The organism is Pseudomonas sp. TWR1-1-3, assembly GCF_049896805.1.
GTDB classification, from domain to species: domain Bacteria; phylum Pseudomonadota; class Gammaproteobacteria; order Pseudomonadales; family Pseudomonadaceae; genus Aquipseudomonas; species Aquipseudomonas bubulae.
Map to the genome: position 1 here is coordinate 322,890 of NZ_JAFCUZ010000001.1, position 15,217 is coordinate 338,106.

Here is a 15,217-nt window from a genome sequence, read left to right on the forward strand (position 1 = left end):
TTTTTGCGCACCCGGGCACAAAAATACAGCTAATAACTGCGGTGCATGGCGCCTTGTAGGAATCGTCTTTTAGTGCCGCAGAGCATAAGATTTTTTGTTCGATCCATAGGTCAGCCCGGCTGATTCATGTTTAACTTCGGCCTCTTCAACAACCTGTCAAAAAGGACATCGTTCATGGCTCAAGTGACGCTTAAAGGCAACCCTGTTCAAGTCAACGGCGAATTGCCTGCAGTAGGTTCCAAGGCACCAGCGTTTTCGCTGGTTGCGGGTGATTTGTCCGATGCAACACTGGCGAGCTTTGCCGGCAAGCGCAAAGTGCTGAACATCTTCCCAAGCGTTGATACGCCAACCTGCGCTACTTCGGTACGCAAATTCAACGCCGAAGCCAACGCTTTGCCGAACACCGTTGTGCTGAACATCTCGGCTGACCTGCCATTCGCCCAGGCTCGCTTTTGCGGCGCTGAAGGCCTGGAAAACGTGCAAAACCTGTCGACCCTGCGCGGCCGCGAGTTTATCGAGAACTACGGCGTGGCAATCGCTGATGGCCCGTTGGCCGGCCTGACTGCCCGTGCGGTGGTGGTGCTGGACGAAAACGACAACGTGCTGCACAGCGAGCTGGTTAAAGAAATCGCTGAAGAGCCAAACTACGAAGCAGCCCTGGCTGTTTTGAAGTAAGTCGTACTGCAAGACCTGAAGCGGCCTGGCACCTAAAGTGCCAGGCCGTTTTTTTTGTACGGCCTGTTGATCGGTGGGAGCGAGCCTGCTCGCGAAATCTTCAAGCACCACCGTCGACTGCCTTCGCGAGCAGGCTCGCTCCCACACAGATTCCACAGATTTCGTCGATCTTCATCTCAATGCCATCTCTATAACGTAAATAGCGGGTAAAGAGCCTTTTCATAACGGCCCGCACTGCTTATCGTTCCACCTCCTGAAAATTATCGCTCGCGCTAATGGTTGATCACTCCATGCAATCCTCTGTTTCCCACAAATCCCGTTTCTGGCTGTTTGGCCTGCTGGTCTTGCTGATAGTCCTTGGCCTGTGCTGGTGGCTATGGCCGTCTGCCGCAAAAAAGGCTGCGACCGATCAGCCCGCCGGGCACACCGGTCGCTCGGGCATGATGCGCCCGGGCTTTGGTGGCTCGACCCAGCCCGTGCCGGTGCGGGTGTCGGAAGTAACGCAGGGCGATTTCCCGATTTACTACAAGGCGCTGGGCACGGTGACCGCATTGAACACCATCAATGTGCGCAGCCGTGTAGCAGGGGAACTGGTCAAGGTTTATTTCAAGGAAGGGCAGATGGTCAAGGCAGGCGAACTGCTGGCTGAGATCGACCCGCGCAGTTATCAAAATGCCCTGCTGCAAGCCGAAGGCACGTTGCTGCAGAACCAGGCCCAGCTGAAAAATGCCCAGGTTGATGTGCAGCGCTACCGCGGGCTGTACGCCGAGGACAGTATCGCCAAACAGACCCTGGACACCGCCGAAGCGCTGGTCAGCCAATATCAGGGCACGGTGAAGACCAATCAGGCGGCGGTCAACGATGCCAGGCTGAACCTGGATTTCACCAAGATCCGCGCACCGATCAGCGGCCGTGTGGGCCTGCGTCAGCTGGACGTCGGTAACCTGGTAGCGGCCAACGACGCCACGGCCTTGGTGGTGATCACCCAGACCGAGCCGATTGTGGTCAGTTTTACCTTGCCCGAGACCAACCTGGCGCTGGTGCTTGAGCGTTATCGCAGCGGCGCGAAAATGCCGGTGCAGGCCTGGAACCGTGGCGATACCAAAGAGCTGGCAGTTGGTGTGTTGAGCAGCATCGACAATCAGATTGATATCACCACCGGTACCCTGAAGTTCAAGGCATTGTTCGAGAACCGCGATCAGGCGCTGTTCCCTAACCAGTTTGTCAATGTACGCCTGTTGGCCGACACCCTTAAAAACGTGGTGCTGGCTCCCACTGCAGCGATTCAGTACGGCACCAACGGCTCGTTCGTGTATGCCATGGACGGTGACAACAAGGTCAAGATTCGCAGCATTAAAGTGGGTGCCACCGATGGCGATGTGACCGTGATCGAAGAAGGCCTCAAGCCCGGTGATCGTGTAGTACTCGAAGGTACCGACCGTCTGCGTGATGGTGGCGCGGTGGAAGTGGTCAACGACAGTGCCGAAGTACCGGAAACGGCTGCCGGGCAACTGCTCGATGGCGGTGCCGATACCGATGCCACCCCGGCCGCGCACAACACCAAGTCCAAGGCCCGCGAATGAACCTGTCGCGCCTGTTTATCCTGCGCCCGGTTGCAACCACGCTGTGCATGCTGGCCATCGTGTTGTCCGGGATCATCGCCTATCGCTTGCTGCCGGTATCGGCCTTGCCCCAGGTGGATTACCCGACCATCCGCGTGATGACCCTGTACCCCGGGGCCAGCCCGGATGTGATGACCAGTGCAGTGACGGCACCACTTGAGCGTCAGTTCGGGCAAATGCCGGGGCTTACGCAGATGGCCTCCACCAGTTCCGGTGGTGCTTCGGTACTGACCCTGCGTTTCAATCTCGACATCAATATGGATGTCGCCGAGCAACAGGTGCAGGCTGCGATCAACGCCGCCAGCAACCTGCTGCCCAAGGATTTGCCGGCACCACCGGTGTACAACAAGGTCAACCCGGCGGATACCCCGGTACTGACCCTGGCCATCAGCTCCAAAACCATGCTGTTGCCCAAGCTCAATGACCTGGTCGATACGCGCATGGCGCAAAAAATTGCCCAGATCAGCGGCGTGGGCATGGTCAGCATCGCTGGCGGGCAACGCCAGGCGGTGCGGATCAAGGTCAACCCTGAAGCGCTGGCTGCCAATGGTCTGAACCTGGCCGATGTGCGCACCCTGATCGGTGCGTCCAACGTCAACCAGCCCAAGGGTAACTTCGACGGCCCTACCCGGGTGTCGATGCTGGACGCCAATGACCAGCTGAAAACCCCGCAAGAATACGCCGAACTGATTCTTGCCTATAACAACGGCGCACCGCTGCGACTCAAGGACGTGGCCGAAATTGTCGACGGCGCCGAGAACGAGCGCCTCGCAGCCTGGGCCAACGAAAACCAGGCGGTGCTGCTCAATATCCAGCGCCAGCCCGGTGCCAACGTGATCGAAGTGGTGGACCGGATCAAGGCACTGCTGCCAAGCATTACCGACAACCTGCCCGCCGGCATCGATGTCACGGTGCTGACCGACCGTACACAAACCATTCGCGCCTCGGTGCGCGATGTGCAGCATGAATTGCTGATCGCCATCGCCCTGGTGGTGATGGTGACCTTCCTGTTTCTGCGCAGGGCCAGCGCCACCCTCATTCCGTCGATTGCCGTACCGCTGTCGCTGGTCGGCACCTTTGGCGTGATGTACCTGGCCGGGTTTTCGATCAACAACCTGACGCTGATGGCCCTGACCATCGCCACCGGCTTTGTGGTCGATGATGCCATCGTCATGCTGGAGAACATCTCGCGCTATATCGAGGAAGGTGACAGCCCGATGCAAGCGGCGCTCAAGGGCGCCAAACAGATCGGCTTCACCCTGATCTCGCTGACCCTGTCGCTGATCGCGGTGTTGATCCCGCTGCTGTTTATGGCCGATGTAGTGGGGCGCCTGTTCCGCGAATTTGCCATCACCCTGGCGGTGGCGATCCTGATCTCGCTGGTGGTCTCGCTGACCCTGACCCCGATGATGTGCGCGCGCCTGCTCAAGGCCGAACCCAAGCCTGAAGAGCAGGGGCGTTTCTACCGTGCCAGCGGTGCGTTTATCGACTGGATGATCGCCGAGTACGGGCGCATGTTGCAGTGGGTGCTCAAGCACCAGCCGCTGACCCTGCTGGTGGCCATCGGTACACTGGCCTTGACCGTGTTCCTGTATATGGTGGTGCCCAAGGGCTTTTTCCCGGTGCAGGACACCGGGGTGATCCAGGGCATTTCCGAGGCGCCGCAATCGATTTCGTTCAGTGCCATGAGTCAGCGTCAGCAGGAGCTGGGCAAGATCATCCTGCAAGACCCGGATGTCGAGAGCCTGTCCTCCTATATTGGCGTGGACGGGGATAACCCGACCCTCAACAGCGGTCGCATGCTGATCAACCTCAAGCCCCACAGCGAGCGCAGCGACAGTGCCATCGAGGTGATTGCGCGGCTGCAGCCGCAACTGGACAAGCTGTCGGGCATCCGCCTGTTTATGCAGCCGGTGCAGGACCTGACCATCGAAGACCGCGTCAGCCGTACCCAGTACCAGTTCAGCCTGTCATCCCCGGATGCTGACATGCTCAGCACCTGGACGCAGAAACTGGTCACCGCGTTGTCCAATCAGCCTGAACTGGTCGATGTGGCCAGTGACCTGCAGGACAAGGGTCTGCAGGTATACCTGGTGATCGACCGCGATGCGGCATCACGCCTGGGCGTGTCGGTGGCCAATATTACCGATGCCCTGTATGACGCTTTCGGTCAGCGGCAGATTTCGACCATTTACACCCAGGCCAGCCAGTACCGCGTGGTCTTGCAGGCCAAGGACGGCGAGAAAATCGGCCCGCAGGCGCTGGATCAGATCCACGTCAAGACCACCGATGGTGGCCAGGTGCGGCTGTCGAGCCTGGCCCGGGTCGAGGAGCGTCAGGCACAACTGGCCATTTCCCATATCGGCCAGTTCCCTTCGGTAATGGTCTCGTTCAACCTTGCGCCTGGCGTGGCATTGGGCCAGGCCGTGGAACTGATCGATCAGGTGCAGAAGGACATCGGCATGCCGGTGGGGGTCAAGACCGAATTCCAGGGTGCCGCGCAGGCGTTCCAGGCTTCGTTGTCGAGCACTTTGCTGCTGATTCTGGCGGCGGTGGTGACCATGTATATCGTGCTGGGCGTGCTCTATGAGAGCTACATCCACCCGATCACCATTCTCTCCACCCTGCCATCGGCAGCAGTGGGTGCCTTGCTGGCGCTGATCCTCAGCGGCAATGACCTGGGCATGATTGCGATTATCGGCATTATCCTGCTGATCGGCATCGTCAAGAAAAACGCAATCATGATGATCGACTTCGCCCTCGACGCCGAGCGCAATCAGGGCATGGCGCCGGAGCAGGCGATCTATCAGGCGGCACTGTTGCGCTTCCGGCCGATCCTGATGACTACCCTGGCAGCGTTGTTTGGTGCCGTACCGCTGATGCTGGCCACCGGTTCCGGGGCAGAATTGCGCCAGCCCCTGGGTCTGGTGATGGTCGGTGGTTTGCTGGTGAGTCAGGTCTTGACTCTGTTTACTACCCCCGTGATCTATCTGTACTTCGATCGCTTGGGGCGTCGCTGGCGTGGTGATGCGGCCCAGGCTGAGCAGGCGTCGGTATGAACCTGTCCGGCCCGTTTATCAAACGCCCGGTAGCCACCATGCTGCTGAGCCTGGCAATCATGTTGCTGGGCGGGGTGAGCTTTGGTTTGCTGCCGGTGTCGCCGTTGCCGCAAATGGATTTCCCGGTGATCGTGGTGTCGGCCAGTTTGCCCGGGGCCAGCCCCGAGGTGATGGCATCTACCGTGGCCACGCCGCTTGAGCGGGCCTTCGGTGCGATTGCCGGGGTCAATACCATGAGCAGCAATTCAAGCCAGGGCTCGACCCGGGTGATTTTGCAGTTCGATCAGGACCGCGACATCAACGGCGCGGCGCGGGAGGTGCAGGCGGCGATCAACGCCTCGCGCAACCTGCTGCCCAGCGGCATGAAAAGCATGCCCACCTACAAGAAGATCAACCCCTCGCAAGCACCGATCATGGTGTTGTCGCTGACCTCCGAGGTGTTGTCCAAGGGCCAGCTCTATGACCTGGCCTCGACCATTCTTTCGCAAAGCCTGTCCCAGGTGCCGGGTGTAGGTGAAGTGCAGATTGGCGGCAGCTCGCTGCCCGCCGTGCGCATCGAGCTGGAACCGCAACTGCTCAACCAGTACGGCGTCTCGCTGGATGACGTGCGCAACACCATTGCCAATGCCAACGTGCGCCGGCCCAAGGGCGCGGTGTCCGATGGCGAGCGCAACTGGCAGATCCAGGCCAACGACCAGCTGGAAAAGGCCAAGGACTACGAACCGCTGATCATCCGTTACCAGGATGGCGCGGCGCTGCGCCTGAGCCATGTGGCCAAGGTCAAGGACAGTGTTGAAGACCGTTACAACAGCGGTTTTTTCAATAACGATGCGGCGGTGCTGCTGGTGGTCAACCGCCAGGCCGGGGCCAATATCATCGAGACCGTGAACGCGATCAAGGCCCAGTTGCCGGCCTTGCAGGCGGTGCTGCCGGCAAGCGTGCAGCTGAACCTGGCCATGGACCGTTCACCGGTGATCAAGGCTACGCTGCACGAGGCCGAAATGACCCTGCTGATCGCCGTGGCGCTGGTGATTCTGGTGGTGTTCCTGTTCCTCGGCAATTTCCGCGCTTCGCTGATTCCGACGCTGGCGGTGCCGGTGTCGTTGGTGGGCACTTTTGCCATCATGTACCTCTACGGCTTCTCGCTGAACAACCTGTCGCTGATGGCGCTGATTTTGGCCACCGGGCTGGTGGTGGACGACGCTATCGTGGTGCTGGAGAACATCTCGCGGCATATCGACGCCGGTGTGGCGCCCATGAAAGCGGCCATGCTGGGCGCCAAGGAAGTCGGTTTTACCCTGCTCTCGATGAACGTGTCACTGGTGGCAGTGTTCCTCTCGATCCTGTTTATGGGCGGGATTGTCGAGAGCTTGTTCCGCGAGTTTTCCATCACCCTGGCCGCTTCGATCGTGGTGTCGCTGGTGGTGTCCCTGACCCTCACGCCCATGCTTTGCGCACGCTGGCTAAAACCCCATGTGCCGGGCACGGAAAACGCCATGCAGCGTTGGAGCATCCGCCTTAACCAGCGCATGGTCAGCGGCTACGCGCGTAGCCTGGACTGGGTGCTGCGGCACAAGCGCCTGACATTGCTCAGCCTGCTGGTGACCATTGGGGTCAACGTGGCGCTGTATGTGGTGGTGCCGAAAACCTTTATGCCGCAACAGGACACCGGGCAATTGATCGGTTTTGTGCGTGGCGACGACGGCCTGTCGTTCAGCGTGATGCAGCCGAAAATGGAAATCTTCCGCAAGGCTGTGCTGGCCGATCCTGCGGTAGAGAGCGTCGCCGGTTTTATTGGCGGCAATGGCGGCACCAACAACGCCTTTATGATCGTGCGTCTCAAGCCGATCTCGGAACGCAAGGTGTCGGCGCAAAAGGTCATCGAACGGCTGCGCGAGAGCATGCCCAAAGTGCCCGGCGGCCGCCTGATGCTGATGGCTGACCAGGACCTGCAGTTTGGCGGTGGGCGTGACCAGACCAGCTCGCAGTACTCCTACATCCTGCAAAGCGGCGATCTGGGCGAGTTGCGCACCTGGTATCCAAAAGTGGTGGCCGCGTTCAAGGCATTGCCTGAGTTGACCGCTATCGATGCCCGTGAAGGCCGCGGTGCCCAGCAGGTGACCCTGGTGGTTGATCGCGACCAGGCCAAGCGCCTGGGGGTGGATATGGACATGGTCACTGCCGTGCTCAACAACGCCTACAGCCAGCGGCAGATTTCCACTATCTACGACAGCCTGAACCAGTATCAGGTGGTGATGGAGGTCAACCCCAAGTACGCCCAGGACCCCGAAACCCTGAATCAGGTGCAGGTGATAACCGCCGATGGCCAGCGTATTCCGCTGTCGGCCATTGCCCACTATGAGAACAGCCTGCAGAACGACCGGGTATCCCACGAGGGCCAGTTCGCCTCGGAGAGCATTGCGTTCGACCTGGCCCCCGGTGTCACCCTGGAGCAGGGTACGGCAGCCATTGAACGGGCGGTGGCCAAGCTCGGTCTGCCGGAAGAAGTGATCGTGAAAATGGCCGGTACGGGCGATGCTTTTGCCGCCACACAAAAAAGCCAGCCGTTCATGATTCTTGGCGCCTTGGTAGCGGTGTACCTGGTGCTGGGGATTCTCTATGAGAGTTACATCCACCCGCTGACCATTCTGTCGACCTTGCCGTCTGCCGGTGTTGGTGCGTTGTTGAGCATTTACCTCACGGGCGGGGAGTTCAGCCTGATTTCACTGCTGGGGCTGTTCCTGTTGATTGGTGTGGTAAAGAAAAACGCGATTTTGATGATCGATCTTGCCCTGCAACTGGAACGTCATTCGGGCCTCGACCCGCAAGCGTCGATCCGCAGTGCCTGCCTGCAACGTTTAAGGCCGATCCTGATGACCACCCTGGCGGCCATTCTCGGTGCCTTGCCACTGATGCTGAGCAGCGCCGAAGGCGCGGAAATGCGCCAGCCCCTGGGCCTGACCATTATCGGCGGGCTGATCTTCAGCCAGATTCTGACCCTTTACACCACGCCTGTGGTTTACCTCTATCTCGACCGCCTGCGCCATCGCTTCAACAAATGGCGCGGCGTGCGCACTGATGCTGCTCTGGAAACTCCGCTATGACCTCTCGTTCGTTTTTCCTTGCCCCGGCGTTGTCCGTTGCGCTGCTTAGCGGCTGTGCCATCGGCCCGGACTACCAGCGCCCGCAAACGGCGGCGCCCCTTGAGTACAAGCAGGCAGCCGGCTGGACCCAGGCCAATCCGAGCGACTCACTGGCCCGAGGTGCCTGGTGGGAGCTGTATGGCGACCCGCAGCTCAATGCGCTGGTCGACAAACTCAACAGTGCCAACCAGAGCGTTGCGCAGTCTGAAGCCCAGTTCCGTCAGGCCCAGGCCTTGGTGCGCAGTGCGCGCGGGGCGTTCCTGCCCAGCGCCGACCTTAGCGTGGGCAAGACCCGGTCCAGCCAGGGCACCGGCAGCTCAAACTCCAGCCTGACCAGCTCCAGCAGCGGCATACGGGACACCTTGAATGCCCAGGTCGGGGTGAGCTGGGAGGCCGACGTATGGGGCAAGTTGCGCCGTGGCCTGGAAGCCAACGAGGCGAGTGCCGAGGCCAGCCTGGCCGACCTCGCGGCGATGCGCCTGAGCCAGCAGTCGGAGCTGGTGCAGAACTACCTGCAATTGCGGGTGATCGATGAGCAGAAGCGTTTGCTCGAAGCCACGGTCGAGGCCTATCAACGTTCACTGAAAATGAGCGAAAACCAGTACCGTGCGGGAATTTCCGGCAAGGATGCGGTGGCTCAGGCGCAAACCCAGTTGCGCAATACCCAGGCCAACCTGATCGACCTGATCTGGCAGCGGGCGCAATTTGAAAACGCAATAGCGGTGCTCACCGGTCAAGCACCAGCAGGGTTCAACCTGGCGGAAATTAAAAACGTACCCAAGTTGCCGCAGATCCCGGTCAGCCTGCCGTCGCAACTGCTGGAGCGGCGTCCTGACATCGCTTCGGCGGAGCGCTCGGTGATTGCTGCCAACGCCAACATTGGCGTAGCCAAGGCGGCTTACTACCCCGATTTCAGTTTGAGCCTGTCGGGTGGCTACAGCAGCAGTCAGTATCAGGACTGGATCAGCGTGCCCAACCGCTTCTGGTCGGTGGGGCCGAAAATCTCCCTGCCGTTGTTCGATGGTGGCCAGCGCTCGGCAGAAGTCGATCGCAATGAAGCCGTGTATGACCAGACGGTGGCCAAGTATCGCCAGACCGTGCTCGACGGTCTGCGGGAAGTGGAAAACTACATGGTGCAGTTGAAGGTGCTGGGCGATGAGTCGGTGGTACAGGAGCAGGCACTGGAGTCGGCCCGCGAGTCGTTGCGCCTGACCAGTAACCAGTACAAGGCGGGCTTGATTGCTTACCTGGACGTGGTTTCGGTGCAAACAACAGCCCTGAGCACCGAGCGCAGCGTACTTAACTTGCTGCAGAGCCGTCTGATTGCCAGTGTGCAACTGATTGCGGCGCTGGGTGGCGGCTGGGATGGCAATACCGAGTTGAGCGACTGACGCAGACCCCTCACCCCAGCTTGATCCGCTTTTGCTCTTGGTTCCCTCTCCCTCTGGGAGAGGGCCAGGGTGAGGGGCTTTTGATCCGGCTCAATACGGCCAGCTCGCCGAATTACGCTATATCCCCCGATCTGCCAGCCGCTCACGAATAAAACGTAAACCTGTCCTTGCCGTCATGCTTGGAGCCGTACAGCGCCTTGTCGGCCTTGGCCAGCGCCTGGTTGAGGGTGTCTTCCTCTTCGACCCGGGCCAGGCCGATACTGATGGTCACTGGGTGTGCGTCGGGATCTTCACGCACCCGGCGACACAGGCTCTGCGCCAGTACTTCGACGTCTTCGCGGCGCACGCCGGGCAGGTACACGGCAAACTCCTCACCACCCAGCCGTGCGTACGCAAAATCAGCCATCACTGCCTTGATGCTGGCGGCCGTACGCTTGAGCACCTCATCGCCAATATCATGGCCGTACTGGTCGTTGACCTTCTTGAAATTGTCGATATCGATCATCGCCAGATAGTGGTCGTGCTCCCTGGGGCGGGTCAGCAGTACATGCCCGGCCTGAAGCATGAAAGAGCGCCGGTTGGGGATCTCGGTCAGGGCATCGATGTAGGCCTGGGCCACCAGTAACTTGGACATGGTGTAATTGTGCAGCTTGATCCGGCGCAGCTTGAAAAAACTGTAGGTGGTCAGGCTGCACAAAAAGGTGAAGTAGCAGAGGATCAGCAAGCCGCGCAGATCCATGACCGAGACATCGGCCATCAGGAAAGGGTTGAGGGTGACACAGCTGATGGCGGCAACGGCGAGAAACGCCCAGCGGCTGAGCGGCAGCACCGACGCGCTATAAAGAATGCTTGAGGTGGCGAGTGCCAGCCAGATCGGCTGGGTCTCGGCTGGCAGGCCGAAAATGATCAGGCGCAAACCGAGTGTGATGATGGCTACGAAAACCGTATTGAGTACATCGAAGTGCCGGTAATTGCCGACAAAGCCCAGAATAATGGTCAACCCCACCATGACGCTGATAAACAGCAGGGACAGGCCGGTAAACCCCTGGCCGCCCTTGGTGCTGACAATCAGGTTGAACAGTAACCAGATAGCAATGCTGGTGATATAGGTCAGGCTGCAAAAATTGCGCAGCTTTTCGAAATCATGTTGGGCAAATTCAGCTTGCAAGGCGGGCGGGGCGGCCTGTTTCGAGATCTCATTTTCAATGGTTTTGAGCATTGCGAGCCTTGATCACTGTCGGATGGCGGAATCCGGGTGATCAGGCACTCAAGCATGTCTGCCGCCCAGGTTACCTCGTTAACCCTAGCAGGAGTTGGGCGCTTATCGATACAGGGCAAGCAGGGCAGGCAGCGCCCCAGGCTCAACCGTTCTGGCTGAACACTTCACCGATACTGCGCCGGCGCGCATGCAGCTCGCTGGCTCGAATCAACTCTTCGAGATCTTCGGGGGTAACGTCGATAAATGCGTCCATTTGCTGCAACGCATGGTGCAAATCTTCAGCACTGATGCCCGGGTTGATCGGTGCCTGATCGGTGCTGGCCGCAGGGCTCGGCTCGGACGGTTTTTTCGGGTAACGCACGCGGGTCAGGTTGTTATAGGCCAGCGCCGCGAGCAGCATGCACACTGCGCCGAGCATCACCGGTGCAAGCATGCCCCAGCCAAGACTGGCACTGTCCGGGTCGGCCAGTACCACCAGCAGCGCCAGTGCACCTGCAGGCGGGTGCAGGCAGCGCAGCAGGCACATGCTGATCATTGCCAGACCTACGGCCAGGCACGCGCTGTCGAGGCTGCGGCCAAGAAAATGCACCACCCCCAGCGACACGACCGTGGCGCACAGATAGCCGCCGACAATCGACCAGGGTTGCGCCAGTGCACCCGAGGACACGGCAAACAGCAAAATGGCCGAAGCGCCCAACGGGCCGATCAGGTGCATGGCCACGGGCAGGCCATAGAACAGGCTGCAGAACCACACACTGAATAGCGTGCCAAGGGATACGCCAATGGCGGCACGGCTCCATTCGGTGGGGCGGGTGTTCGTAGCCGCAGGCAATAGGCGGCTGATCCAGCGGGTTTGCATGGTCAGGTAAATCCGGTTTTGTGGAGCAGGAAGGTAAAAAAAGGGCCTGGCGGGTTAACCGGCAAGCCCTTGAAAATGTTCCTTCATCTGGGGGAGGAACGCGAGCAGTCTGCCCAGCCGTTAACCAATACGCAAATGCATAATAATGATGGTTAAGTGCATTTAAATTGATGTTTGGTGGGGTGGAGCATTACCTGGGCATGGCTGTCCGGTTTCCCGGGCGAGCCAGCCATGAAAAGTTGGCCCAATACGCGCTCATGCACCCCACTGCTTACTAAACGTCGCTCGATCTGGCTGCACACGGCAGGGCTGTATTGGCCAGTGGTTGTTTTATTACGAGCAGGGCATTTCGCGGTTTTATCGGCGTGCCCGTTTCGGGTGCGCGGGTCTCGCCCTTAACAATATAGAGATGACCCACCAGCTGTGGGTCATCGCACCTGGCAGGGGATTTTCAGCCTGCGCATTGAATTTCTTGCTATAAACGCACTCCATTAGCCCCGCTGAGCACGTTTTTCGTCACTTTCCAGGTTTTGCTGGACAAATAGGTGTGTTTTCAGTTGCTGAGTCGATAACTCGGCCTTAGACTGCCGCCCCTCGTAAATTGAGTGCCGGGTGGCGCTTGAAATAGATGGCACCTAACTGGTTGGGATGAAGATCGGTCAGAACGCTCCCTAATTCGCCTTAATGCACGTATTTTTTATAGAGAAATCAATGACAAAGGATAAGTTGCTGGCCATGCCGGCGGATGACTACATGAATGCCGAGCAACATGCTTTTTTCAGCGAGTTGCTGCAAAACATGAAGGTCGAAACCCACGAGCGTATCGAGCAGAACCGCATCGCGATCGAGAGCCTGGACACTCCGGCTGACCCGGCCGACGCTGCTTCGGTTGAAGAAGAGCGCACCTGGCTGGTGAACGCCATCGACCGTGATCAGCGCATGCTGCCCCAGCTCGAACAGGCGCTGGAACGTATCAAGGATGACAGCTTCGGCTGGTGTGATGACAGTGGCGATGCAATTGGCCTCAAGCGCCTGCTGATCAGCCCTACCACCAAGTACTGCATCGAAGCTCAAGAGCGTCACGAGCAAATCGACAAGCATCAGCGTCAAGCCTGAAGGCTTGACCTTGCCGGAGCCGTGTCCTGCGGTTCCGGTAGCTTGGGCTGCGCAGCCGTCCGCGCTGTCGCCCTGGCCTCTGTTGTAATTCCCCGTAAAAATTTAAACCTGACGTTGAGCTGAGTGTTTTGGTCATGCCCCTTTATATTTGGCACGGCGTTTCCACGCGAAGCTGAAAAGAACGAGGGCCAGTGTCATGAGTCACTCAAGCAATACGGGGTATGTATTGCGTGTCGGTATTTTTTTTGATGGCACGGCCAATAACCAGTTCAATATCCTCTCGGGCCGCGAGCGCCAGGCCCGGGGCCTCAAGGTCGAACCCGGCAGCAGTTATGCCGGTGAACCCACCAATATCGCCCGCCTGCACCGGCACTACCCTGTGCAAACGACGTTCAAGGATGCACAGGCGCTGACTTCGCTCTACGTCGGCGGTATTGGCACAACCACAGGGGCAGTTGATACCTCCTTCCCGGGCCTGACCTATGGCCGTGGGCGCACCGGGGTGCTGGGCAAGGCCGATGAGGCCCTGGAGCAACTGAGCCGATGTCTGGCGCAATTTCTACGGCTGGCTCCCGCCAATGCCCTGAGCCGTCTGCAACTTGACCTTTTTGGCTTCAGCCGCGGCGCTGCCGCAGCCCGCCACTTTGCTAACCAGGTGCATGCCACGGCCTTCACGCAGCAGTTTGCGCTGGCTTCTGACTTCAAGTGCAGCATCGAGTTTATCGGGCTCTTCGATACTGTTGCAGCCATGGGCGGGCTGGAGGACCTGGGTGATGTGGGGGATGACATCAATCCGGGGCTCAATCTGTATCTGGGGCCTGACTGCGCGCAACAGGTGGTTCAGCTGTGCGCACGGGATGAGCAGCGACGCAATTTTTCCCTGACCCGCATTGCCCCGCAATGGCCGCTGGATGTATCCCTGCCCGGAGTCCATGCCGATCTTGGCGGCGGTTATCCGGTCGAGATGCAAGAGCAGGTGCAGTTGACGCGCTGGCAGAGCAATCTGGTCAGCCCGTCCACACCCATCAGGCTGACCAGTGCCTGGAAGCTGGCCCAGGCGCAGTTGCTGGACTGGCAAGCCAGGGATTTGATTGATCCGCTCGCTGAGCAGGACTTCGTGCAAGTGCGCACCGAAGAGCAGAAGGCCGGCAGCCGCCAGGACCCGATGAAGCGCGTCCAGGCCGCCGTCTTTATGCAGCGCCGGGTGCTGGGTCATCTTTCCCGTGTGTATCTGCGCATCATGCATTCGCTGGCATGCAAACAGGGTGTGCCCTTTGCCGCCTTGAACAGTGCCCAGGATGCCTTGCCTGATGAACTGTTGCCCATCGCTGCAAGGCTCGAAGCACAGGTACTGAAAAGTACAATCAAGCTCACCCCTGCCCAGGAGCGCTTGTTGCGTCAGCGCTACGTTCATCAATCGGCCAATTTCAATGCCAATGTGGGCCAGGGGCTAGGGGTACTCGACAAGGCGTTTTTCAATATTGCCCAAGAGGGCGGGCGCAATGTTTTCGAGCAAAAACCGCCGGTTTGAGCCCGCATGCAGGGGATATTGTTACCGCTGATGCAATGCAGCTATGCAGGGCATAGCTTTTTCCAGCGTCCTTAACTCTTTAAGATGGCCGACATCGTTAGGTGACTAACTAAATAGTTGGAGTATCCACCATGTCCAATCGGGTAGATGTTGCCGTGATGATCGGCTCGGGTGTCCCAAAGGGGTTGCGGGCCACGGGGCAGAAGGCCTGCTGGGTTGTGCTGGTCAACGGCGAGCAACGCGGGACGGCGTTCTCCAGCCGCATGGAAGCTGAAGAGTGTCGCGCTGCCTGGCTGGCGCAGCTGAGCGCTAGCGCGTGCGCAATGCAGGCTCGGGCTCAGCGTGCTTGACGGGTTACGTCAAGATGCGTTCAGGGCGCCTGCGTCCACTGCGAGCTTCAATTCCTGCGCCGAACCCCTGGCGGCAATTTCAGCCTGCTCGGCGGTCTTGAACCAGCGGTCTTTCTCGACCTGATGGTAAGTCACGGTTTTCAACGGTGGCTTGGCGCGCATCACGATCACGGCCTGAAACTCACCATCGACTTCTTTGGACTCGCCGCGGATAAAAAATTCGCCAATATCAAATTCCGTCACGTGTCGCTT

General features: G+C 59.3%; 11 protein-coding genes. 8 read left to right on the top strand and 3 right to left on the bottom strand.

Annotated elements, in window-relative coordinates; genetic code table 11:
* The first annotated feature begins 174 nt into the window (after positions 1-174).
* The 5 genes from tpx (at position 175) to ACP7BE_RS01510 (ending at position 9,890) form a co-directional block, all read left to right on the top strand.
* The gene (gene tpx, locus ACP7BE_RS01490) at positions 175-675 is read left to right on the top strand and encodes a thiol peroxidase (RefSeq protein WP_095002391.1); all 501 of its coding nucleotides are present in this window, start codon (positions 175-177) and stop codon (positions 673-675) included.
* Positions 676-950: 275 nt separating this feature from the next.
* Positions 951-2,258, top strand: coding sequence for an MdtA/MuxA family multidrug efflux RND transporter periplasmic adaptor subunit (locus ACP7BE_RS01495; protein ID WP_095024286.1), 1,308 nt, complete (start codon positions 951-953; stop codon positions 2,256-2,258).
* Positions 2,255-5,356 carry an MdtB/MuxB family multidrug efflux RND transporter permease subunit gene (locus tag ACP7BE_RS01500; RefSeq protein ID WP_095018855.1) on the top strand — a complete coding sequence of 1,034 codons (3,102 nt, stop codon included), beginning with the start codon at positions 2,255-2,257 and terminating at the stop codon, positions 5,354-5,356. The genes ACP7BE_RS01495 and ACP7BE_RS01500 overlap by 4 nt, the downstream gene beginning before the upstream one ends.
* Positions 5,353-8,460 (top strand): efflux RND transporter permease subunit, encoded by a 3,108-nt coding sequence (locus ACP7BE_RS01505; protein ID WP_095018856.1) that lies wholly within the window; start codon positions 5,353-5,355, stop codon positions 8,458-8,460. Before ACP7BE_RS01500 ends, ACP7BE_RS01505 begins: the two co-directional genes overlap by 4 nt.
* A complete protein-coding gene (locus ACP7BE_RS01510) occupies positions 8,457-9,890 on the top strand; it encodes an efflux transporter outer membrane subunit (protein ID WP_426104401.1) in 1,434 nt (477 codons plus the stop codon). The genes ACP7BE_RS01505 and ACP7BE_RS01510 overlap by 4 nt, the downstream gene beginning before the upstream one ends.
* A 142-nt stretch (positions 9,891-10,032) precedes the next feature.
* Here the strand turns inward: ACP7BE_RS01510 and ACP7BE_RS01515 are convergent, their stop codons facing one another.
* Both ACP7BE_RS01515 and ACP7BE_RS01520 read right to left on the bottom strand, forming a co-directional pair.
* Entirely contained in the window at positions 10,033-11,109 is a 1,077-nt protein-coding gene (locus ACP7BE_RS01515; protein ID WP_095002396.1) for a GGDEF domain-containing protein, read from the bottom strand.
* A gap of 142 nt (positions 11,110-11,251) precedes the next feature.
* A complete protein-coding gene (locus ACP7BE_RS01520) occupies positions 11,252-11,968 on the bottom strand; it encodes an HPP family protein (RefSeq protein ID WP_095002397.1) in 717 nt (238 codons plus the stop codon).
* Positions 11,969-12,679: 711 nt separating this feature from the next.
* On the opposite strand from ACP7BE_RS01520, the gene ACP7BE_RS01525 reads away from it, so the two are divergent.
* The 3 genes from ACP7BE_RS01525 to ACP7BE_RS01535 all read left to right on the top strand — a co-directional run bounded on the left by ACP7BE_RS01525 (position 12,680) and on the right by ACP7BE_RS01535 (position 14,965).
* Entirely contained in the window at positions 12,680-13,084 is a 405-nt protein-coding gene (locus tag ACP7BE_RS01525) for a TraR/DksA family transcriptional regulator (protein WP_016780464.1), read from the top strand.
* Between the two features lie 196 nt (positions 13,085-13,280).
* On the top strand, positions 13,281-14,615 hold the full coding sequence (locus ACP7BE_RS01530; RefSeq protein ID WP_426104404.1) for a phospholipase effector Tle1 domain-containing protein: 1,335 nt from the start codon (positions 13,281-13,283) through the stop codon (positions 14,613-14,615).
* 131 nt (positions 14,616-14,746) lie between these two features.
* Positions 14,747-14,965, top strand: a complete 219-nt coding sequence (locus ACP7BE_RS01535; protein ID WP_095002399.1) for a hypothetical protein — start codon at positions 14,747-14,749, stop codon at positions 14,963-14,965.
* Positions 14,966-14,974: 9 nt separating this feature from the next.
* On the opposite strand, the gene ACP7BE_RS01540 is transcribed toward ACP7BE_RS01535, so the two are convergent.
* Positions 14,975-15,208: a hypothetical protein gene (locus ACP7BE_RS01540; RefSeq protein WP_095002400.1), complete on the bottom strand. Its 234-nt coding sequence runs from the start codon at positions 15,206-15,208 to the stop codon at positions 14,975-14,977.
* Positions 15,209-15,217: the final 9 nt, after the last annotated feature.

Excerpts from the sequence above, each read along its gene's own strand:
- ACP7BE_RS01505 (WP_095018856.1), top strand. The coding sequence starts at position 5,353 with ATGAACCTGTCCGGCCCGTTTATCAAACGCCCGGTAGCCACCATGCTG.
- tpx (WP_095002391.1), top strand. The coding sequence starts at position 175 with ATGGCTCAAGTGACGCTTAAAGGCAACCCTGTTCAAGTCAACGGCGAA.
- ACP7BE_RS01510 (WP_426104401.1), top strand. The coding sequence starts at position 8,457 with ATGACCTCTCGTTCGTTTTTCCTTGCCCCGGCGTTGTCCGTTGCGCTG.
- ACP7BE_RS01520 (WP_095002397.1), bottom strand. The coding sequence starts at position 11,968 with ATGCAAACCCGCTGGATCAGCCGCCTATTGCCTGCGGCTACGAACACC.
- ACP7BE_RS01515 (WP_095002396.1), bottom strand. The coding sequence starts at position 11,109 with ATGCTCAAAACCATTGAAAATGAGATCTCGAAACAGGCCGCCCCGCCC.
- ACP7BE_RS01525 (WP_016780464.1), top strand. The coding sequence starts at position 12,680 with ATGACAAAGGATAAGTTGCTGGCCATGCCGGCGGATGACTACATGAAT.
- ACP7BE_RS01535 (WP_095002399.1), top strand. The coding sequence starts at position 14,747 with ATGTCCAATCGGGTAGATGTTGCCGTGATGATCGGCTCGGGTGTCCCA.
- ACP7BE_RS01495 (WP_095024286.1), top strand. The coding sequence starts at position 951 with ATGGTTGATCACTCCATGCAATCCTCTGTTTCCCACAAATCCCGTTTC.
- ACP7BE_RS01500 (WP_095018855.1), top strand. The coding sequence starts at position 2,255 with ATGAACCTGTCGCGCCTGTTTATCCTGCGCCCGGTTGCAACCACGCTG.
- ACP7BE_RS01530 (WP_426104404.1), top strand. The coding sequence starts at position 13,281 with ATGAGTCACTCAAGCAATACGGGGTATGTATTGCGTGTCGGTATTTTT.